The organism is Microcoleus sp. D2_18a_B4, assembly GCF_036702475.1.
Taxonomy (GTDB): Bacteria; Cyanobacteriota; Cyanobacteriia; order Cyanobacteriales; family Microcoleaceae; genus Microcoleus.
In genome coordinates, this window is sequence record NZ_JAUBTL010000033.1 from 25940 (window position 1) to 48999 (window position 23060).

14 protein-coding genes and 1 pseudogene are annotated in these 23060 nt (G+C 44.5%); 1 reads left to right on the forward strand and 14 read right to left on the reverse strand.

The genetic code is table 11. The features are described 5' to 3' along the window. Positions 1 to 57: 57 nt before the first annotated feature. Positions 58 to 4995: an amino acid adenylation domain-containing protein gene (locus QUB04_RS19120; protein ID WP_333286716.1), complete on the reverse strand. Its 4938-nt coding sequence runs from the start codon at positions 4993 to 4995 to the stop codon at positions 58 to 60. Positions 4996 to 5158: 163 nt separating this feature from the next. Between QUB04_RS19120 and QUB04_RS19125 the strand changes: the two genes are divergently transcribed. Further along, entirely contained in the window at positions 5159 to 6259 is a 1101-nt protein-coding gene (locus QUB04_RS19125) for an alpha/beta hydrolase (RefSeq protein ID WP_333286718.1), read from the forward strand. Positions 6260 to 6417: 158 nt separating this feature from the next. On the opposite strand, the pseudogene QUB04_RS19130 reads toward QUB04_RS19125, so the two are convergent. The 13 genes and pseudogenes from QUB04_RS19130 to QUB04_RS19190 all read right to left on the reverse strand — a co-directional run. Continuing rightward, positions 6418 to 6541 (reverse strand): annotated as a pseudogene (locus QUB04_RS19130) (ISKra4-like element ISMiva1 family transposase); the annotation flags it as partial. Positions 6542 to 6726: 185 nt separating this feature from the next. Continuing rightward, the gene (locus QUB04_RS19135; RefSeq protein WP_333286720.1) at positions 6727 to 7518 is read right to left on the reverse strand and encodes a type II CAAX endopeptidase family protein; all 792 of its coding nucleotides are present in this window, start codon (positions 7516 to 7518) and stop codon (positions 6727 to 6729) included. Between the two features lie 30 nt (positions 7519 to 7548). Continuing rightward, complete coding sequence (locus QUB04_RS19140) at positions 7549 to 8310, reverse strand: DUF6920 family protein (protein ID WP_333286722.1); 762 nt, start codon at positions 8308 to 8310, stop codon at positions 7549 to 7551. 466 nt (positions 8311 to 8776) lie between these two features. Continuing rightward, positions 8777 to 9586, reverse strand: coding sequence for a CPBP family intramembrane glutamic endopeptidase (locus QUB04_RS19145; protein ID WP_333286724.1), 810 nt, complete (start codon positions 9584 to 9586; stop codon positions 8777 to 8779). 85 nt (positions 9587 to 9671) lie between these two features. Next, complete coding sequence (locus tag QUB04_RS19150; protein WP_333286726.1) at positions 9672 to 10541, reverse strand: hypothetical protein; 870 nt, start codon at positions 10539 to 10541, stop codon at positions 9672 to 9674. 174 nt (positions 10542 to 10715) lie between these two features. Continuing rightward, positions 10716 to 11519 (reverse strand): CPBP family intramembrane glutamic endopeptidase, encoded by an 804-nt coding sequence (locus QUB04_RS19155; protein WP_333286728.1) that lies wholly within the window; start codon positions 11517 to 11519, stop codon positions 10716 to 10718. 215 nt (positions 11520 to 11734) lie between these two features. Then, on the reverse strand, positions 11735 to 12799 hold the full coding sequence (locus QUB04_RS19160; protein WP_333286730.1) for a calcium-binding protein: 1065 nt from the start codon (positions 12797 to 12799) through the stop codon (positions 11735 to 11737). A 138-nt stretch (positions 12800 to 12937) separates the two neighbouring features. Continuing rightward, positions 12938 to 13975: a calcium-binding protein gene (locus QUB04_RS19165; RefSeq protein ID WP_333286732.1), complete on the reverse strand. Its 1038-nt coding sequence runs from the start codon at positions 13973 to 13975 to the stop codon at positions 12938 to 12940. A 437-nt stretch (positions 13976 to 14412) separates the two neighbouring features. Then, positions 14413 to 15225 carry a CPBP family intramembrane glutamic endopeptidase gene (locus tag QUB04_RS19170; protein ID WP_333286734.1) on the reverse strand — a complete coding sequence of 271 codons (813 nt, stop codon included), beginning with the start codon at positions 15223 to 15225 and terminating at the stop codon, positions 14413 to 14415. 216 nt (positions 15226 to 15441) lie between these two features. Next, positions 15442 to 16920, reverse strand: a complete 1479-nt coding sequence (locus tag QUB04_RS19175) for a serine hydrolase domain-containing protein (protein WP_333286736.1) — start codon at positions 16918 to 16920, stop codon at positions 15442 to 15444. Between the two features lie 252 nt (positions 16921 to 17172). Then, a complete protein-coding gene (locus QUB04_RS19180; protein WP_333286738.1) occupies positions 17173 to 17607 on the reverse strand; it encodes a hypothetical protein in 435 nt (144 codons plus the stop codon). A gap of 292 nt (positions 17608 to 17899) precedes the next feature. Next, the gene (locus QUB04_RS19185) at positions 17900 to 18997 is read right to left on the reverse strand and encodes a HAMP domain-containing sensor histidine kinase (RefSeq protein ID WP_333286740.1); all 1098 of its coding nucleotides are present in this window, start codon (positions 18995 to 18997) and stop codon (positions 17900 to 17902) included. 408 nt (positions 18998 to 19405) lie between these two features. After that, entirely contained in the window at positions 19406 to 22741 is a 3336-nt protein-coding gene (locus tag QUB04_RS19190; protein WP_333286742.1) for an amino acid adenylation domain-containing protein, read from the reverse strand. Positions 22742 to 23060: the final 319 nt, after the last annotated feature.

A 23060-nucleotide genomic window follows, 5' to 3' on the forward strand; every position in this document is an offset into this window, starting at 1 on the left:
TTATCTGCGTTAATCTGCGTTAATCTGCCTTATATCTGCGGTTGACCGATCAAAAATTTATGCAAGAGGTCTATTAAAAGATGATAGCTTCCGCCGCCGACTATCGCGCGAAATCGGCACTAAAGCCGGAGCTTCACTTTTAGAATTCTTATCTTTTAAATTCTCCACAATCTTAGATAATTCTGCAATTGTCGGTGCTTCAAAAACCCGGCGCAAAGGCAACTCTACCCCGAAAGCATCTCGCACTCTAGAAACAAGCTGAGTCGCCAGCAGCGAATGGCCTCCCAATTCAAAGAAATTGTCCCGGATACCCACTCGCTTTATCCCCAAAACCTCAGCCCAAATTTTAACTAAAACTTCCTCAATAGAAGTCTGAGGCGCAACATAACCGCCAGCCCATTCTAACTTAATCGGCTCCGGTGCAGGCAAAGCGAGGCGATCGACCTTTCCGTTAGCCGTCACAGGTAGCGACTCCAGCACCACAAAAGCCGACGGAACCATATATTCCGGCAGTTTTTCTGCTAGATAAGCCTGCAACTGTGGCACTAATTTACGCGCTGCTTTAGCTTGTAAGGGATTGTTAGCATAAGAGCGCCAAGGACGCAAGTTATCGCTTCGGGTTTCTGGCACAAAATCTCTGGTTTCGCCCCGTGCAAACACTACATCGTAGCGCCCTTGAGTGTCGGAATTAGACCAACTAATATTAACATTATACGGAACTTCCAAAGCATACCACGCTTCGGGATCTACTCCTAAATCCTCGACTTTTTCCACGGCTTTCTGCAACTGACCTGCTGTTGGAAATTTATCGACAACAGACAACAACTCTGCCGCTTTCACCGCAGCAGTTACCCGCGCATTAGGCACATTAGCAATTCTTAAAACATCGAGTTGATTTTGCAATAATATTTGTGGCACCTTGGTAACAGTCAGATTCTGATTTTCATCCAACCAATCCAGCCGTTTTTCTGGGTGCCGCTCTCCTTTTAGCGATGATTTTGGGCGTGCTGTTTCAGACGCAATATGCAGAATAGCATTGTACCGAAAATCAGTTAACTCATTGTGATAACTACCGCGAATTAATTGAATCTCTACGCCGCCCATCTGCGGAAAGCGGTGCTTTAATGCGCTAAAAAACTCTGGATCAATAACTAACTCTGTTTCTTGAAAAATTTGCATTTGTACTCGCTGCTGCAACTGTTCGCCAGCGAGAGAAGGCTCGGCTTGATACAGTTGTACGGAAGCGTGAAAAGCTGCCAGCAACGGCAAGCTGCGGACATCTCCGATGAATATAAAGCCGCCGGGGGCAGTTGCTTTCACCGCACCTTCTAGCACCTGCACGAGATAGTCGATATTCGGGAAATATTGCACGACAGAGTTGAGAATTACTGCGTCAAAAGCTGCTGTCTCTACTCCTTCAAAGTCTGTCGCCATTTTCTGAAGCAGCGTTACATTAGCTAACTGTTGATTTGCCAAGTGCTGCTGAATATAGTTTAGCGAAATAGGTGAAAAGTCTGTTCCGCAATATTGAGTGCAGCGAGAGGCAATTTGGAACAGCAACAAACCTGTGCCGCAGCCAATTTCTAACACTCGGCTAGGCTGCAAAGCTAAAATTTGGGCGGCTTGATTGTTCGCCCAGTCGCGCATCTGTTCTGCTGGGATTGGCTGATTAGTATAACTGCTATTCCAGCCGACAATATTAAATGTTGGATCTGAGTCAATAGCAGGTTGATTGTAAGTTTCATTGTAGAGCATTTGCCACTGCAAAACCTGTTCGTCCTGCAATTGCATTATTTGGTTTTTTTCGCGGGCAACGCTATATTCTGCATTCAGGGCAATATAAGCTACTAAACGTTTATCTCCCTGTCCATCTTCCGAAGCTATTGCTACAGTTTGCTGCACGGCCGGGTGTTGAGTTAATAGTGTCTCGATTTCTCCTAATTCGATGCGGAAACCGCGAATTTTTACTTGTTCGTCAATGCGTCCTAAAAATTCCAGGTTGCGATCGCCTCTGTAGCGCACTAAGTCGCCGGTTTTGTAAATTCGCTCTCCTGAATTTGGTTTAAACTGAGATGTTGCACCATTATCGAGAACAGGCAAGATGCCTGTTCCACAAGAAAATTCATCTCTTGTGGAACAGGCATCTTGCCTGTTCCTAAACAAGTCATGGAGAATGGTGCCTGAATTTGGTTTAAAAGGATTGACAATAAAGCTTTGTGCGGTTAAATCTGGGCGGTTGAGGTAGCCGCGAGCGAGTCCGTTTCCGCCGATGTACAATTCGCCAACAACCCCCATTGGTACGGGCTGCAAATATTTGTCTAATATGTAGACTTGAGTGTTAGCAATGGGGCGGCCAATTGTCGGGGCGATGTCTGTTTGCTCTGTTACAGGAATATAACCGGAAGTTGTGACGACGGTGTTTTCGGTTGGGCCGTAATTATTTACTAGCTTAAATGGATAGGATTTTAAAGGATGTTGTTGCAGTTTTTCGCCGCCTGTGAGCAAGATTCGCAACGCTGTTGTTTGAGGCCAATCTAATAGCAAAAGTTTCTCGGCTAAAGGTGTTGGCAAAAAGCTAATTGCGATCGCGTTTGATACTAACCAGTTTTGCAGTTTTTCAGGATCTCGCCTGATGTCATCTTCTGGAAAGTAAATGCTAGATCCCGCCGCGAGATAAGGCCAAATTTCCCACCCGCAAGCATCAAAGCCGATCGCTGCAATTTGCGTTGCTCGATCGCCCGCTGACACCCCAAACTCTCTTTGATGCCAAAAAACGAGATTTAACAAGCTCCCGTGCTCAATTTCCACTCCTTTCGGCTTTCCCGTGGACCCGGAGGTGTAAATCGCGTAAACCAGATTTTCGGCTGTGACTGCGCTGGTGGGATTGTCGGCGATTTCTTGGGAAATCATCTCCCAGTCTGTGTCTAAACAAACTATCTGTAAATTGGGCGAGCGCAAATTCTCTATCCATTGCTGCTGAGTTAACACAACAGATAATTGAGCATCTTTTACCATAAAGCTCGATCGCTCAGCAGGATAGCTCGGATCTAAAATTAAGTAAGCTCCTCCCGCTTTCAGGATACCCAACATCCCCACAATCAGATCGAGCGATCGCCCGCAGCAAAGCCCGACTAAAACTTCCGCCCCAACCCCTATTTTTTGCAGATAACGTGCTAGTTGGTTGCTGCGGAGATTTAGCTCTCGATAGGTGACTCGCTCCTCTCCAAATACCAGCGCCACCGCATCCGGTGTCCGAGCGGCCTGCATTTCAAATAGCTGATGAATGCACAAATCTTGCGGATAATCCGCCCGAGTATTGTTGCATTCAACTAACAAATAATCGCGCTCTTGGGCGCTCAAATATTGCAAGTTTGCTATGCGCTGTTCGGGATTTGTCACAATGCTTTCTAACAAGGCTTGAAAATGCCCGATCAGGCGGGTAATCGTAGCTTCATCAAATAAGTCGGCGCTGTAAATAACCATGCCGCTGATACCCTCCGAGCTATCAACCCACAGCTTATTGCTGGGCGATTGGTTGCTTCCCGATCTGTCGGGCGATCGCTCCCACAAATGAAACTCCAAATCAAACCGCGCTGTACCCACATCTAACTGCTGCGGGCTGAGCGTTAATTCTGGCAATTCTAACCGATTCCCCGGCGCGTTTTGCAGCGCAAACGCCACCTGAAATAAGGGATTTTGGTTCAACGCGCGATCGGGGTGCAGTTCTTCTACTAACTTCTCAAACGGCAAATCTTGGTGAGCGTAAGCTCCTAATGCTACCTCTTTGACTCGGTTTAAAAGTTCCCGAAAAGTTGGATTTCCCGACAAATCTGTACGCAACACCAAACTGTTGACAAAAAAACCGATCAATGCTTCTATTTCACTGCGGTTGCGATTGGCGATCGGCGAACCTACAACAATATCTTCTTGCTGCGCGTAATGGTAAAGCAACGTTTTAAAAGCTGCCAACATTGTCATAAACAGCGTCACTCCTTCGCGCTGGCTCAACGTTTCTAAAGCCTCGCTCAGTTGTTTTGGCAGTTGCAAAAATTGCCTTTTGCCTTGGTAACTTTGAATTGCTGGCCTGGGTCGATCCGCAGGCAAATTTAGCATAGAAATGCCGTTTAACTGCTCTCTCCAGTAAGCAAGCTGCGTTTCTAAAACTTCCCCTTGCAGCCATTCGCGCTGCCATTTTGCAAAATCAGCATACTGGATCGACAAAGCCGGTAAAGGCGAAGGCTTTTCGCTAGCAAATGCCGTGTAAAGCGCGCCTAATTCCTGAATTAGCACCCCGATAGACCAACCATCGGAGACAATGTGGTGCATATTCAGCATTAGTAAATATTCGGCATCATCTAACTGCAATAATGTGACTCGCAGCAACAAGTCATTGGACAAATTGAAAGAGCGTTGAGCTTCCTGGGCGGTGAGCCTGTTTGCTTCATTTTGTCGAGATTCCTTTGGCAAATTTCGCAAATCCACTACATTAATCTGGAGGTGGAAAGCAGCAGCTATTCTCTGAACAGGTTGCCCCGAAACTACTGCTAAAGTCGTGCGTAAAGCTTCGTGGCGGCGCACAATTTCATTGAAGGTTTGTTGCAGCGCCGAAAAATTGAGCGAACCTGTCAAACGCAATGCTGCGGGAACATTATAAAAAGGATTGTTGGGTACTAATTGGTCGAGAAACCACAAGCGCTGCTGTGCAAAGGAAAGCGGTAGATTTCCGTCCCGCCCCATAGGAACAATCGGTGTAGAAGTAAAACTAGAAGTACGATTAGCTGCTTTTAAAAATGAAATAATTTCGGCTTTTTTATGAGAAATTTTGGCGCGCAGTTCTGGTGTAATAATTCCTTCGGGAGCGTTGCAGCGGAGGATCTCGCCCTCAACAAAAATATTAATATCTAGACTGCGAAGGTAAGATAAAAACTCAACTAACTCAACCGTGACAGAATCTCTGGCATTTGGCGATGAACTCGATATTTTTGGATCGGGCATTTTGAGTCATCCTGTCATTACTTGGGCAAATCAATAAATTAAATTCCACCAGCGCACAAATTAAGAGCTTAACTTACCGCTTGCTTACTGTGGCCTAACCTGAGTATGATTCTGTGTGAATCCGCAACCCAAATTCTACCCAAGGTTTCAGCTTATGCCGTTCATGCCCTTCAATTTCCTGTTCCTATGGCTGGTGGGATTGCTGTCCGTCGGGGTACTTGGCGGAGGTATATACATTATTTACGAATGGTACATCGGCGAACTTGTAGGGATGTCCTACTTAGTCAGCGGAGTCTTGATGCTTCTTTGGTCTGTTGGCGGCCGCTTTATCAGTTTGCCGCTGTTCCGCCGCCCCGGTGCTGACGAACCCAAGCCGACGCGGACGGGTACGGTGCAGCGGGTAGAGAGGCCTGATGGCACTATTTTACAAGTAGAATTCTACGGCCCAGAGGACGGACAGCCGATTATTCTCTCCCACGGTTGGGGGCCGAACAGTATGGTTTGGTATTACGCGAAACGGCAACTAAGCGATCGCTTCCGAGTGATTGTTTGGGATCTTCCAGGTCTGGGAAAATCCACTCGACCAAAAAACAGCGACTACTCCCTAGAAAAATTTGCCCGCGATCTCGAAGCCGTCATTGCCATAGCAGGAACTAAACCTGTTATCCTACTCGGACACAGTATGGGCGGCATGATTTCTCTAACATTCAGTCGGCTTTTTCCAGAACTTCTCGGTAGTCGAGTAGCTGGTTTAATCCTGGTAGATACGACTTATACTAATCCCGTCAAAACCGCTATTTTTAGCGGTTTATTACGCGCTTTGCAGAAGCCGCTGCTCCAACCTATGCTCTATCTCACCATAGCTCTTGAACCCATTATGTGGGGAATGACTTGGCTGAGCTATCTCAATGGTTCACTGCACATCAGTGTAGAATTATCGGGATTTAAAGGCACTGAAACGCGCGGTCAATTAGAGTTCTCAGCTTTCCTATCAGCCTTGGGCTCTCCCGGCGTTCTCGCTCGCGGCACACTGGGAATGCTCAAATTTGATGAAACAAAAACTTTGCCATCAATTGACATTCCAGTGTTGGTGATCTGCGGCGATTCAGATATCGCCACTACCCCCCCAGCTAGCCTGCGAATGAAAGCAGAATTACCTCAAGCAGAGCTAGTTACTATCAAGCGAGGAGGACACATGGCATTAATCGAGCATAACCAGCAGTTTGCAGAAGCTGTCAGGGCATTCTGCACAGAAATTTCGTGACTAAAAATGTGACTTAAAATCCTGTAGGTTCTGGCTGTGTCGGCCTTAAAATTCGGCGTTGCACAATTTGAGGATGGTTCTTGTCTGGTGTCCCGCCTGCTGTGAAAATACACGCCTTCGGGCGGGACGCCCGGGTGCATCTCACTTTTGCAGATACATCAAGCTGAAAGTTGACCATTAAGATAAGCACAGCGAAGAGAAAAGATAGAGGAAACACTCTCGATATTCCACCCTCGCCCCGATAGTTTCACCCAAGCGTCCAATTCGTTTAATCGTTGATTCATCAACCCGAAAAGTAGCGATCGCCCCTTCAGCATTAAACTGAAACACGAGGGAGACAGTTGTTGCGCCATCCGTCAAAGTAGCGCGATCGCTGGAGCCACCGCCACCGCCATCCAGTCCATCAAGAGGAAGCCCCTATCGGTTCGAGCGTTGCAGGATTATTTAAGTTCAGTTGCAACCCCATTTTATTCCGCACAAACCCTCTGGCGGCGAGAGAGATGCGCTCTTCCAAATACTGCGATCGCGGAGATCGCCACAACGCAATTCACGAGAGCGTATGCGACAGGGGACACCCCAGTTATAAATAGTCCCCATACGTTCCCCGAACCATGAAAAAGCGCCACTAGCAAAATACTGCCTTTAGTGCTGTTGTAAATCCAGGTATAGATAAAAGCATTGGTCACGATGCTGATAAACCAGACGAAAGGAAACTCAGACATCGGGTTGCCTACCAAAAAGACAAGCGGTAAATGCCATAAACCCCACAATATGCCCACAATGAGAGTAGCAATCAGAGCGTTATATCGTTTCTGCAAGTGTGGTAATGCAAAACCGCGCCACCCAATTTCTTCGCAGGTATGGGCGAGGAAATTTACTCCGAAACCGAAAATAACATAGGGAGATAGATTGACTGGTGGCATTACGATAGTTACCGAAAAGCCCAATAATTTCGTTACGGCTTGCGCCACAATCAGCAAAATTGCAGACCCCAGCACCGCTACGATGTACCAGATTAGGCTAACCCGCCATCGGATTAGTCCCTTGTTCAAATCCCGAATCCCTGTTTTACCATGCGTCACCTGTGACACAATCATAGCCGCAAGAGCAGGGCCAATGGCATAAAAGATGGAAAGAAGTTGGAAGTAAGGACTGTTAAATGGGGCAATGCCTCGCGAGGCTAAGACGGTCGATATCATGCCAAGCCATGAGATACCAAAAGCCAAGATATAGAACCAAGCAATCGGATATTTTCTCATTTTTCATTCTCTCCTTTGACATAAGTTGGTCTATCGATAGATTGCATCATCGATCGTGCCTCGGAAGAACTCGCCCTCCGACTCAAACCGATCGGAGCCAAAGTACCATCCAATCCGTAGCCGAGTTGGAATGGTGTAGCCGCAGAATGTGCCCTCTTCCTCTAAAATTCCACCGAAGTCCACATAACGGAACTCAGCATCGTCTGGATTGCCCCAGCGTGGTAGCTTACAGGTCTTGAGACAACCCGTTTGATCAAGGGTGAAATCTAGTTCGGCTCTCTCGCCTTGCACTACAAAACTGGGATGCAAGTTGGAGTCTAGATCCGATGAATCTGGACTTGCCCATGAAACGCCATCGCCGCAGAATACAGACGGTAACCAGAGTGACTCTGATTGGAGACGACCAATAGCCGACCGTGTAATATCCGAACCACTCGCCGTCATCACAGGGAATAATCCTAAAAGCTTCCACTGCATCGCACCAATGCCGTCGATAATGCGGTCTGATCCGACAATTGGCAAGAAGCTATTCATCCATGCTGTAGCACTCCAAATCAGTCCATGTTCCCAGCAAATGACTTGCTCGGCTTTGAATGGAATCCAACTCTTCAGTTTGATTTCGCCGTGCATCTTCAAGCGAACCGCAGAAGCGAGCTTTGTTCCAGGTGCGATCGCGTGTTCGAGATATCGTCTTGCTGCTTCTGGCAAGTGAGTGAAGTCATCTAAGTGGAATACACGATCCTGAGATGTGGCTGAATCCCATAGCGCATCAAGAGAAATTTGTTTGGTCATTACTGCCTCCAGTGTTTTGGTATTTTTTAATTCAACATTTGATAGATAGTGATGATTGTAATGAGCGCAAAAATAGTTGTATAGATTAACTTCGTAGACTTGGCGAGCCAACTGGGAAGATAAATATCAAAATTGTCCTTTGTGGAATTGGAGTATTTTCGAGCAAGTAGATTTAATGGGCAGTGTGATTTAAAAGTTAGTAGGGTTAGCCCTTCTAGCAATACAAACCCATAACCAATCCAGAGCCCAAGATCGAGTTTATTGGCGATGGCGGCGTAAAGCATATAGAAAATAACAAAATTGAAGAATATCCAGACCGCAGTGTGAATAATTTTAATCAGAGTCAATTTGGTTTCACTTTTCATATTGTGTCAATATGATTTCTCCATTTTCGGCGTTAAATCGTGCCATTCGTTCTGTTTTTGATTTCATAAAGTTCCCTGACACCTTGCCAAGAGTGATTTGCTCATGTTTTCCTCGCAGTTAACTGTTTCCAATTTCCCTTCCACAGCAGCAGTCCCCCTAAGACTGTCAAGGTAAGCATCTGCCAGATTTCAACCAGAGAACCAAAACCGATCGAAGCCTCAATCGCATCCCGAATTTCATCAAATGCCGCGTGATAAACAGTTACAACAGCAAGGCTTTGCGTAACTGTCCAAATGTAGGCATAAATCATCGCGTGCATCATGCTAGGAATTAAAGTGATTGCAAGCATAATGGCTATTGAAGTACCTATATTATCAGTAAGTTTTTCAGCCATGCCCATTCCAACAATCACAGGCAAATGCCATGCCCACCAAATAAATCCATGAAGGAGCAGTGCTGTTCTTAATCTGTATCGTTTTACCAAGTGCGGTAACATATAGCCGCGCCAACCAAACTCTTCACCAAAGGCTGGAATCAAGGTTGCGATAAAACGAAGTAGAAAATTTCCGAGAATTTCTGGAACGATAACGCCTTTAGGAATACTCCGCATTCCTAAGACTAATTCGAGGATTGTAGGAACAACCCAGACAAAGATTGCTAGTGAGAAGACTGCGAAATATTGTTTTGATTTCCCCCTACTCCAACCAGCTTTTGAGAAGCTATCATGAAATATATATCGACCAGCAATATAAGTAGCAACTGTGACCATAATCATTGGTAATGAGCTTAAGGCATAGCGCATAAACGGCGTCTTTGCCCACAGGATATACGCAATTTGAAATGGCCAAGATATCGCCACGACAATCAATAGATATGTTCTGAGCGAGAAAGGTTTCTGGGGATTTCTCATTATTGAAATTTACCTTCAACATTTTTGGTCGTTGCCTTCATCAGAACCTTGTTCACCCTGAGCAACATTTATACCGCCCTACTCACTAAGTAGCTATTTGGGGTTTTTCTCTACCAAATTGCCACAGCAAGATGATACCCAACCCGAACAGATTGACTAGGAAAACTACTAACCCTCCGAAAAAGGGAATTAGTGTCATAACTGTCAGGATCGCCAAACCCACCAAGAACTGCTGCTGTAAAGACCAATTACCATTACGGAATAGGCGTTGACCGACAAAAAGTGCTACGGCTAATGATCCGACTAGAGCAGTAATCACCGCAGTCAGACTCAGGAGTGGAATCAGAGGAATACCAATGAGCGTAATCGCTAAAAACACGGTAGCAAAGACCAAGGAAACGATCGCCCCGATTCCCCATAGAGCAGTCAAACCGGGGTGTTGACCCAATTTTGTCGCCAAATTTGGCAGGAACTGTGGGCTGGTTTGTAAGATGATCAGTCCGAGAATAGCTGCTACTACAGCGGAACAAGTTCTAAAAATGGTACTGAAGAAATAGTGGGCGAAGAAGCTACTTCTGCCTCGATTGGAGCCATACATCATGCCATGTCGATCGCTGAATGTAGCGCGTTCACCACCAATAATCGCACCTGGTTCCTGTACGATTTTGCCGCCAAAGGAGTAAGCATCCCCTTCTACCCGCGCTCCTTTTTGCAGGATGACATCTCCGCCAAACGCGATCGCTGTATCCACAACTTTGGCATTAGGGGATACCGTAACACTCCCGCCAAAAGCAAGGGCATTTTCGACAACTTGGTTCTCTGGTACGGTTACGCTTCCACCAAAGCGGATGAGGTTGGTATTGTTGATATTGATATCAGTCTGCGCCAGGGCATTGCCTGCAAATATTAAGCAAATGGTAGCTATAAAAGCCAGAATTAATTGTTGCCATTTCATAGATTTCATCCTCGTCAACGACAAGAAAATTAACTATCTTTCATGATATCGAACAAAAATGAAGAAACTGTGAGTAACGTTTGAATGAGATGACTTATAATCGACCAAATCATCCAAGGGATTAAGTATGCAAGTCGGAAATACGTTAGTAATTGTTTCAAGTGAAAGTATTGCTTAACACAGAAGGGCTTTCTTACGACTATATGCTATTCCTAAAATGACGGATACTATTAGCTCGATGGAAAAAACAACAATTACTTTCCAATTCAAATTTAGTTGCAAGGCTCCGTTATTACCTATATATAAAGCTAAGCCAATACACCCATTGAACCAGGCATGAGTTAATACACAGAGAAATAAATTGCTTGTGTATTTATACAGAGTTGTAAAACTGGAAGTTAAAATTATGCCTGAGAATAAATACAATCCAAATGGAAATGAACTTTGAATTGTCCCTTTTATAAACCATAACGGCAAATGCCATATGCTCCATATAGCTCCCACCATAAGGATAGAAGGTAAATAATTAACTACCTTTTCTAATTTAGGTTGCAAAATTCCACGCCAACCTAATTCCTCTAATCCACCTAAAAGAATAAGCAGTGGTAGATTAATAATTACAGAAAGAATTGATATAGGCTTATTGATTCCAAAGCCAATCCCAACCATAAATAGACGCCAAATTAAAAATAATCCAAATATCAGCCATACTTTTTTATCAATTTTTTCACCAACGATATACTTAACAAAAGATTCTTCACCAAAATCTTCAGTGAACTGTCGATAAATAATATAAGAACTAATGGCTGGCCCCAAACTGCCGATTGAGTAAAGTATCAAAAATAAAGGCTCACCATACCAAAGAGCATTAAAATATCTGTTGCCAATGATGATAATTATCCAGCACAACCATGTGATGGCAAAAGTGTAAAGTAGAAAAAATCCAATTTGCTTTAGCGATCGCTTCTTTTGTTTCATATTTTTATCTCTCCTTAACTTTTTACAAAATTATTTTATAGGTGCTAATCGCCAAGTTTTTTGGTTGTTGTTATGTTCATCAAATAACCGCCTAAGCCTGTTATCCATAGCACAATTGGATAAACAAGCCATCTTTCTGTTCCACCCAAGCCAATAAAAAAGTGCGATCGCACTCCCCAGCAGGATCAAGCAAATCCCTAATAACTTCGAGATTTCTATCCAAGTGAAAATGTATCATCTGGAGATGATGGTAATTGATTTAATGTCAGATTTCCGCCGCCTTCAATAACAGCGATCGTATCAAATGAACTGGTTGATAGCACTCCCTTTATAGCGTTTATAAAGCCCTTCGTTTGGATAGCTAAATCTAGACCATTGTTAATGGGAAACACCGAGAATATATCTAAGTAAGAATTTGATAGTGTGAAATATCCTGCTAGCTGAATAGTATCCTGACCTTGATTAAAGTTCCGAATTGTAGCAAAACCCGGCCCGATATAAAACTGTGTCGATCCTAGTAGCGATCCCCTACGGGTTATGTTCTCCTTACCAAGCGCAAATGTATCGCGGCCGCTACCGCCAATGAGAATATCGAATTCATTACTGCCATCACTTTCATAAAGTCGACTGCTTCCAAAGCCATTACCTGTAGCTAAACCTACTTCAACTGCAATTAATTCAACTTTCCCCACCCCGGAACCGGTGAGGATGTCATTCCCAGAACTTCCGACAAAAGTCGCAGACCGGCTTGGCTCGTTTTTTCCAAAATTGAAGTAGTGTTCCCGACCAGTTTTCAAGGTTCCAGAGTTGACAAATGGCACAATATCGGGGTTTTTCCGTAAGTATTCTGTTTCAAAAAATGAAGTTCCAAAACGACCTTCTTTTACCCCGAATTGAATAAAGTGCTGGTAGCCTGATTTGAAAGTTCCGTTCTGAATCAACGGCAGCAAATCTCGGTTATTTGCTACATAAAACGCTTCGTCATACTCAGGCGATACGGGGGTGCGGCCTTCTTCGTAGCCAAATTTGATAAAGTGGTCTAAGCCGGTTGCAAAAGGCGCGTTTGGGTTGTTGGGAGTGCGGACTAAGGCAGCGATGTCTGGGTTGCCAGCGAGGTAAGTAGCTTCGTCAAAATACCGCGATACTTTAGTTAAGCCGGCGGTTTGACCAAATTTTTCAAAATGTTCTCTTCCAGATTTGATGCTTCCTGCGTCAATGGCTGGTTTCAGCCACGGATATTGCGAAAGGTAGTATTGTTCGTCAAAAATTGCGTAATTCATGGTTGCTTTCTTAAAAAAAGTAAAGTACAGTCGCGAAAGGCGAGTTGTTGGCATCGGCAAGTGCGATCGCAGATTTTGTTGAATGTGCGATCTTACTCCCAGCAGCGATCGGGCAAATTCTGAATAGCTTCGAGATTTCTACACAAGTAAACGTGTGAAACCAGATCCTGGTGATAGATTCAAACTGAGATTTCCGCCACCTTCAATAACACCAATTGTATCAAATGGACTGGTTGAGGGAACAGAAACTCCATTCTCAAAGGTGGGATAGCCTTTCCTTTGGATAGCTAAATCTCGATTATTGTTGATGGGAAACACCAATAACTGATCTGAGGAATCCACTAATAACTCGATGCTATCTTGACCTTTGGTAAAGTTCCGAATTGTAGCAAAACCCGGCCCGATGTAATACTGTACTCCACGCAATGACACATTACGGGCGAATGCTTGATATTGGCCTAACACAAATTTATCACGACCGATACCGCCAATGAGAGTATCAAATTCATTGCTGCCATCACTTTCATACAATCGGGCGCCGTAATGAGGTTCTATACCTACTTCAACTCCAAATAATTCGGCATTCCCCACCCCGGAACCAGTTATAATGTCATTGCCCGAAGTTCCAACAAAAGTCGCAGAGCGGCTTGGATCGGAACTTCCGAACTTGAAGTAGTGTTCGCGACCAGTTTTTAAGGCTCCAGAGTTGACAAACGGCACAATATCGCGGTTTTTCTGTAAGTATTCCGATTCCAAAAATGAAGTTCCAAACCGACCGTCTTTGATTCCGAATTGAATGAAGTGCTGGTAGCCATTTTTAAAAGTTCCATTCTGAATAAACGGCAGTAAATCTCGGTTATTTGCTACATAAAACTCTTCGTCATACTCAGGCGATACTTGGCTGCGACCCTGTTCGTAACCGTATTGGATAAAGTGGTCTAGTCCGGTCGCAAAGGGCGCGTTTGGGTTGACTGTGCGGACGAAGGGTGCTATCTCTGGATTGTCGGCAAGGTAGGTAGATTCGTCAAAATACCGCGATACTTTTGTGAGGCCGGCGGCTTGACCATATTTTTGAAAGTGTTCTAGTCCAGATTTGATGCTTCCTGCATCAATGGCTGGTTTCACCCAAGGATATTGCGAAAGGTAGTATTGTTCGTCAAAGATATCGTAATTCATCGTTGTTCCTTGAAGAGAGTAAAGTGCGATCGGATATCTTGCACCATTTGCACGAACAGCCTTTCATACCTGCTAAGCTAAACTTCCATTTTATTGTGGGGTTGGCCCAAGAGTCATCCCCTAAAAGGCTGATTGATTCTTGTGCAAGATTTCTAGCCGAGGAAAGTGATAATCGCTGGAGGATTAAAGGAATTTATCATCCCAATTTCTTGCAGATTTAGATTTGCTCCCCCCTGAATTATGGCAATTGTATATGTTAATAATTGTTTCCTTATCTTACTAAATTATGTTGGCTACAGTTTCTTGTTTTGTTAATAACTATTTTTGAACTTCCTGAATTCTTTGCTGGACTAATTTACTTAGCCAATCTAAATTTTCAAGCATGGGCCAATGACATATTACTTTCATACGTTTTCAGGAAAGCAACTGGGCACAAATCAAGTATATCTATATCTATATCGAGCTAATGTCTTTGATCCCCACAGAAAGATTACAGTGACAGCGGCTATCGCAATTATTGAATAGTGAATATCAGGATAGTCAACTAGCGGATTGTGAGTTTGATCTTTGGGAAATAAAATCCTCCCAATATTAGCCAAACTATGAAAAATGATGCACGCTGAAACACTCTTTCCAGTGTTGTTATAAAGCCAAATAATAAGTATCCGCATACCAACAAGACCGAGAGTTGCCCATGCTATCCATATCAAATCGTGACCCTGTTGAATGATTGATGGGTAATGCAATATTGCCCACACCAAGCCCACCATGATGGCGGTTGTTAGTGCAGACCATCGTTCTTGCAGAGCATCAACGGCATATCCCGACCAGCCGACTTCTTCACCTGTAGCACCGATAAAGATGATTGCAAAAATTAGCGCGTTATTTAGAAAGGGAATTTCCACTCCTACAGGAAGTGGCAGTCTAAACAGTTGCATTACTCCATATATCAATAAATATATTATTGGCATCAAGAAAATAAGAGGCAAATACCAGATTTTTGGCTTGATTCTTGAAAAATCGAAAACTCTTTTCAGCAGTTTCTTGACGCCACCATGCCCTTCTTCTTTATAAACAAGGATACAGGCAGCTATTAACGGTATAAAGGTACCTATAAGGTCAGTAATAGGAAGATCCAGCGGAAGTCCTTTAACTTTGACCATTGGTTCAATAACCCATAATGGAATAGCAAGAGCAAAAACCAGTAGAAAGAACTTTAGCGGTGATTTATTTGATGTGCTGGTATACATAATCGTGATTCGTTAAATGTCGTTTTATATTGATTAGTCAGAAAGTGATTTTAGATGTAACTATCTCATCATTTCCGCAGAAACCAATCAATAGGTCGGCGTAGGGGCTATATCTAGGTTTTTGGGATGAATTAGCAGTTTGGTTTAACTTCTTCATAAAATAATTTCTTTTGAATTGTGAAATGGACGTGAGATTGAATAGATAATTTGGCTTTTCTAATACTCTGATCCATTGGAACGCGCCAGAAGTATCAAACGTGCAATTCCATTTATTACGCCCAAAACCGCACACACACTCAGCCAAAGCATCAGATCGAGCATAGATCGAAACAGAACTACATATCCAAAGAATCGATCGGACACCAATGCGAATAGCCAAGGTAATACAACTAGGAAAAACGCTGGCAAGAATGTGCAGCCAATCCCTAACCAGACCCGCCACAATGGAATTCTACGAATCGCTTGTCTCCATTGTGGTAAGTAAAGCAAACTGCGGATTGCCAGCATTACACCTATAAACATTAACAGTGCGATCGCTATACCCCACAAGGTTATTGAAAACCCACCTGCGGCAGGCTGCCCATCCTTTAGTAATTGAATCAGTCCAGTTTTGATTTGCGGAAATGCCATTGGAATTAACGGCCACGCATAGATGTTGCAAAGTAGCGCAATTCCATACTTTTCCTTCGGCAATAGCACAACATACGTAGAGAATGTAGACAAAATTCCAGAGTGTTCGATCGCTGGTTCACCGTTCTCGCTGCCCTTGAACCAACCCATGCCATAGGAACTACCGATGGTTTTGGGTGGAGTGTGCATCAGCGCCACACTACTTTCAGAAAGCAATTTTGTCTCTTTAAGTTGTCCACTGTTGGTTTGGAAGATTAGATAATTTGCCATGTCCTCTGCGGTGGAAACGATCCCGCTACTGCCGCTCAAATAACCAGACATTTCTGGATATGCGAAGGGAAGTCCAAATCCCATCAGATGTCCTTGTGCCATGTTGGTAGCACCTGGGAATGCGTCAGCACTTGTAGTTGCATTGAGCGTCCGCGACATCTGAAGAGGTGTAAAAATATGCGTTTGTAAGTAGGCTGAGAATGGCTGTTGACTCACCACTTCAACCACTCGCGCCAACACTTCGTAATTGGGATTGAAATAGTGGAACTGAGCGCCCGGTAACGCAACGGGACTTGCTCGACTGAGGCTAGTAACGCGATCGCCAATTGTTGTTGCTTGAGAAACCTGCAACTCAGGAAAGCCTACGTCAGATAAACCACTCACTTGATTGAGGAGATGACGAATGGTAATTTTGGCAGCGATCGCTGGATCGGTCACGGTGAATTCTGGTAGATAAGTTTGCACGGGTGAATCCAGATTAATTTGTCCCGCTTCAACTAGCTGCATCACTGCCATTGCGGTAAACGATTTGCTCATCGAAGCAATCAAGAATTGGGTCTGTGCTGTAACAGGCCGCTCGTTGTTTGCTGTACTGTATCCCTTAACGTGCAACACTTGGTTATTGTGAGTAATCGCGAGTGCCAAACCCGGAATGTGATGAGTCTTCATTTGAGTGGTGATGAAGCGATCGATCCTATCATCCAAGTCCAGTTGGTTTGCACTGCCATTGATGTTGAATGTGATGACAATCAACGCACTCATGAATATCAAAATGAGGCGGAAAAGTTGGTTCATTGGGTTAGATTTTGTTGATTTTCATAAAGCATAATTCGCCATAAAATGAACACGATCGAGGCAGCATTTTCTGCTTCTCAGATGAGTTTATTCGCCTCTAATAGTCCAGAACTACGTCATTTTGTATTTAGCTAGAATTACACTGTATTTCTACATACCGAACCATTCTGAGATTTCTGGTTTACTAAAAACATTAAGCTGTTTGATGACTTCACGCCCGAACTCAATCCAGCTCGTTCATCTAAATAAGCCTCACTCACGCTCAGAATGGATCGCTCTCTTTTTCGGCGTTTCAACAAGCACAGAAATCACGAGCAAACTTAGCCCAAGGATTTTAATCAAGGCGTTTACTGCGTGTGCATACTCCCATTGATCCCGATACCGCGTCCAATCTGCTGGAATGGGATTCGTCAACCATTGGGCGAATTCAGCATTCATTGGCGCAACAAACATGATCCAACTCACAAACGCTAGCACCAAGAGAATAGCTCCGCCCAACGTCCAGTAAAAAGTTGAACCATGTTTGCGAACAAGAAATGCCAGCACGATTGCTGTCAAAATCGCTGTAATTTCAAAAGCTGCGCCGACTGAGCCAAACAATTTATAAACATTTTCAAAGACCGTTACTCTCACCCAAAGTTGCTGGTCAAACTGCATTCTTTGCGGCAACTCTAGCAAATGTGCCATAGACAAACTCAGACTAAATGAAGCCAGCATCAGTGTTATGAATCGCCACGCTCGTATAAATGTCATGTTGTTTTGCCCTAAAGCATATATATCCCTCTGCCACTTATGTTATACCAATAATGAAATGCTGTGTAACCATCGGAGGGCATAACTAAATTAGCTGATGGGTGGGAAATTTCTAACTAGCAACCTCATAGATACTCCAACTCTATAGAACAATAGGGTTCAGTTAAGGAAAATTAAACCGTATTGTTTTAGACCCTATTTTTCTTCTTAGTCTTAATGTCCCGAACTAAGCAAGAACTTTAGGTAAATGGATAATAAAGCTTGTCCCCTTGCCCTCTGCACTTTCAACCGCAAGTGTCCCTTTATGGGCTTCAATAATACTCTTTGCTAAAAATAATCCTAATCCCCAGCCGGTTTGCTCCTGGGCACAAATGGTTCGACGAAATTGTTGAAAGAGGATGGATTGAGCGTCTAGGGCGATCGGATCGCCTTCATTATGGATAGTAAGGCTGATCTGCGTTTGGGTTTGCTGGAGCGTGAGTGTAATCGGCGTAGTAGGCGCACCATATTTCACAGCGTTAATTGCTAAATTTTCAATCACCCGCCGTATTTCTTTACGGCTGCAAACAGCCCTGATCTCAGAATCAGAGACTACAACAAACCGCTCTCCATACGCAAAGCTCAAATCTTCTACCACCTCTTGGACTAGCATCTCAAAATCGCATTCTTCAAATTCAATCTTTAAGCTCTGCCCTGCCCGCAGCCGACTCGCATCAAGGAGATTTTGAATCATCGAATCCAGCCGATTGACCGCACCGATCATCCTCGTCGCCACATCGATATGGGTGTCTCCTCGTTGAAGCCGCCGCAGAGTGAGTTGACTTCCCATTTTTACAACATTAAGAGGCCCTCTGAGGTCGTGAGTTAGCGTCACCATAAATAGTTCTTGAATATCTCGCAGCGTTTCGGAGAATTGAGTGGCGGCGTCATTAACGGCTTGCTCAATGGAGCCGATAATAATGTCTCTATCCTGCACTCCTAAAGGTGCTTCTTCTTCTAAAACTTGAAATATTACTTGACGGAGGAGCTGATACTCGAAAATGAGTTCAGTCATAGAGTAGTCAGCATAACCCGCCCGTTCATGGCCATGCAGCTTGCCAATCCGCGTACTTTCTACCTCGTCGGCTGTGATTCGGGCAGGTGTCCTGACAATTCTGTTTGAGAGTTCATCTACCAGTTGGTTTAAGTACAGAGGTAGGGAATCTTGCAAGACAAGAGAATTGTGACGCGTTGATGCACCGACTTCATCGCGCGCCCGCTTCTCCCATATCTGCATAATTTTTTCAGCATTTTGTTTAAGACGGTCAGACGCTTGGTTGGACATCGTTTGTGATTTTCTGGATGACTGGTTGTTGAGAGAACCTTTTCTCCCTTATTTGTAATGCCCCGCAAGCAATCTTGCAAGTATATAGGCAGCCTCAGCCTTTATATTAGCAAGTCAGAGGTCTAAATCTTCTCGTGAAGCAGGCTTGAATATAAGTTCCCATTGCGGTAATTTCTACCGACAGGGCAGATGCCAATTCCACAAAACAATCAAAATCATCCCGCAATTATGTAAAACCAATTTAATGTGAAGTTGCACATATCTCGATCCCCCTAAATCCCCCTTAAGAAGGGGGACGAAAGATCGGAATCTTGTCCCCCCCTTAGTAGGGGCGGTGCCCCCGTGCCCGCCCTCTTGGCTAGGGGGGATCGGATTCTATGCAGCCTCATATAAAATTGGTATAAGACCTTAAAATTCCACATTTTCCCGCTCATTTTCGTCTGTTCTAGGAGTATCCAAACCTTTCGCGGCCCAGCGCATTGTCTCAATGTATTTTGCCAGACTCGCCACAGTCGGAGCCTCAAACAAACTGCTGACCGATAGCTCGACTTGCAAAGCGTCTCGGATGCGAGAAATTAACTGAGTTGCTAGCAGGGAATGCCCGCCTAGTTCAAAGAAATTATCGTAGATACTAACCTGCTGTTTGCCCAAAACTTTAGCCCAAATTTTCCCGATCGCATTTTCGAGATCAGTCCGAGGCGCTACATAATTTTCTGTTATATCCTCGCTGTCTGTATCTATATCAGGCAAGGCCCGGCGGTCTACTTTGCCATTAGGCGTCAGTGGCATATTCTCCAACACTGCATAAGTTGCAGGAACCATATATCCTGGTAACTTTTCTTTCAAAAATTGGCGCAAGTCACTTGATTTTAGATTGTGACTTTCTGATTTTTCATTGATGCCGTCAGGAATAACATAAGCTACCAAATGTTTATCGTCGGGGATGTCTTCCCTCACAATTACTACTGCTTCGCGCACTTGTGGATGCTGGCACAAAGCCGCTTCAATTTCTCCCAACTCGATGCGGTAGCCGCGAATTTTTACTTGGTCATCAACGCGACCTAAAAACTCGATGTTGCCGTCAGCTAAATAGCGACCTAAATCACCTGTTTTATAAAGGCTAGAACCAGATTTATTGCTAAAAGGATTAGGAATGAATGCAGCAGCCGTTAAATCGGGCTGGTTGAGGTAGCCTTTCGCCAATCCGTCACCGCCGACGTACAATTGACCTATAACACCGATCGCCACCGGCTGCAAATCCGCATCGAGGAGATAAATTTGCGTGTTGGCGATCGGGCGGCCGATGGGGATAGATGTTGCGGTTTCGGGTACGTCTTGCACGCAATAATAAGCCGAAAATGTGGTATTTTCTGTAGGCCCGTAAACGTGAATTAATTTAGTGCTTGGCTTTTGTTGGAGAAGTTTTTTAACCCATCTCATATCGACCGCTTCTCCGCCAAACAGCAAGCAGCGCAGCGAATTAAAAGCTTGCGGTAAAACTCTAGCAATTTGTTGAAATAAGGCCGTTGTTAAAAACAAGACGGTGATGCCTTGTTGGCGCAGTTCTAAGGCTAAATCGTGAGGCGAAAGGGTAATATTTGTGCTAATTCCCACGAGTTGAGCGCCGTTAAGCAAGGCTCCCCAAATCTCGAATGTGGCTGCATCGAATGAAGCGTTTGATGCTTGGGCAATTTTATCGCTAGGTTCTATTTTTATATAGTTGGTGTTGAGTACCAGCCGATTTACTGCTTTGTGGGTGACAGCAACTCCCTTGGGTTTTCCTGTTGAGCCAGATGTGTAAATAACGTAAGCTAGGTTGTCTGCTGTTACGGTGTTGGCGGGATTTTCGGCGCTTTCTTTGGCTATGTCTTCCCAGTCGCGATCGAAGTAAATCACCGAGTTTGAGAAGTCTCGGAAATTCTCAATCAATTTATCTTGAATTAGCAAGACTTTAACTTGAGCATCTTCCAGCATCAAGTTTAGCCGATCGCGCGGATAGCTCGGATCTAACGGTAGATAAGCTCCTCCCGCTTTCAGTATAGCCAACATCCCGACAATTAGGTCGATCGATCGCTCTGCACAAAGCCCCACTAAAACCTCCGCCCCCACGCCCATTTTTTGTAGGTAACTCGCCAGTTGGTTGCTGCGACTGTTGAGTTCTCTGTAAGTGAGGTGCTCGCTGTCGAAAGTTAGGGCGACATTCTCCAGATGCTGCTGGACTTGCTCTTCAAATAACTGATGAATGCACTTATTTTGAGGATAATCTGTGCGAGTATCGTTCCATTCTTTGAATAATTGATTCACTTCATCCTCGCTCAATAAAGGTAAGTTAGCAATTCCTTGTTCTGGATTAGCGACAATGCTTTCCAGCAGGGTTTTAAAATGCTTCAGCATTCGGGCGATCGTAACTTCATCAAATAAATCTGTATTGTACACAGCTAAGCCTCTGATCCCTTCCGAATCTTCCCAATGTTCGCCGTATCTGCTCCTAAAATTATCGGAAGCTTCCCACAAATACAGCTCTAAATCAAAGCGCGTGGTTTGAGTTTCCAAAGGAAAAGAACTCAACTTTAATTCTGGCAATTCTAGCTCGTCCAGCGGCGCATTTTGCAGCCCGAATACCACTTGAAACAGCGGGTGGCGATTCAACGATCGCTCTGGGTGCAATTCCTCGACTAGCTTTTCAAAAGGCAAATCTTGGTGAGCATAAGCTCCCAGGGTTACTTCCCGCACCCGGCCCAAAAAATCTCGAAATGTCGGGTTTCCCGAACAGTCTGTTCGCAGCACTAAAGTGTTGACAAAAAAACCGATTAATGCTTCGATTTCGCTGCGGTTGCGATTGGCGATCGGCGAACCTACAACAATATCTTCTTGTTGCGAGTAGCGGTAAAGCAAAGTTTGAAATGCAGCGAGCACTGTCATAAATAAAGTCGCTCCTTCTCGCTGCGAGAGCGCTAAAAGTGCGTCCTTCAGCTTTTTAGGCAGTTCTAAATATTGAGTTTTTCCCCGATAATTTTGCCTAGCTGGTGCAGGGCGATCAGTCGGCAAATTTAACACAGAAATCCCGTGCAATTGCTGCCGCCAATAAGCAAGCTGAGTTTCTAATACTTCACCTTGCAGCCATTCGCGCTGCCACTCGGCAAAGTCGGCATATTGAAGTGATAATTCTGGCAGGGCAGATGGCTGTTGATTTATCAAAGCTGTATAGATAACCTCCAGTTCTCGAATTAGCACCCCGATCGACCAATCATCGGAGGCTATGTGGTGCATATTTAGCAAGAGAATATGCTCGGTTTCAGTCAGCCGCAGGAGGGTGATTCGCATCAGCGGCCCCGTGGATAAATTGAAAGGGCGAAGAGATTCTGCGGCAGAGAGTTTCTTTGCTTCTGTGTGCCGTTGTTCGGGCGGCAAATCTTGCAAGTCTAATACTTTTAAATTAGTCTTGAAAGCGGGAGAGATTATCTGCACTGGTTGACCTGATACCGCTGCAAAAGTGGTTCGCAAAGTTTCGTGTCGCTGCACTATTTCGTTGAATGTTTGCTCTAAGGCTGTTAAGTTGAGGGAACCAGTTAAGCGCAGTGCTGTTACTACATTATAGAAAGGGTTTTCCGGTGCGAATTGATCGAGAAACCACAACCGCTGCTGGGCAAATGATGCCGGAAACACAAAGACTTCGGCTTCTGAAGAAATATTCAGTTTTTCTATATCCTTTGTAAAGGAATTGTCATAAATTTCGGATGCCATATCTGTTGCTCTTCGGGGATGGGATGTGTTAATTTTTTGATGCGTGTGGTTGCTTATTGAGGGTGCGATCGCCTCTTAAAACTTTCGCGAGCAAAAGATCGGAACCTTTAATATAATAAATCTGGGTGCGGGAGTGCGGGAGAAATGCGGGCAAAAGAAACCGGATTTCTGCCCGCAGCATCAAGTTATCCGTTGAGGGGCTAGGAGTGACACCCCCCAATCAAATTTAGTCGCAGAAGGGGTCAATCGATTTTAGATTTTAGATTTTAGATTTTAGATTGAAGCCTTGACGCCACGGATAAATTCGGGGGGCAAGTTT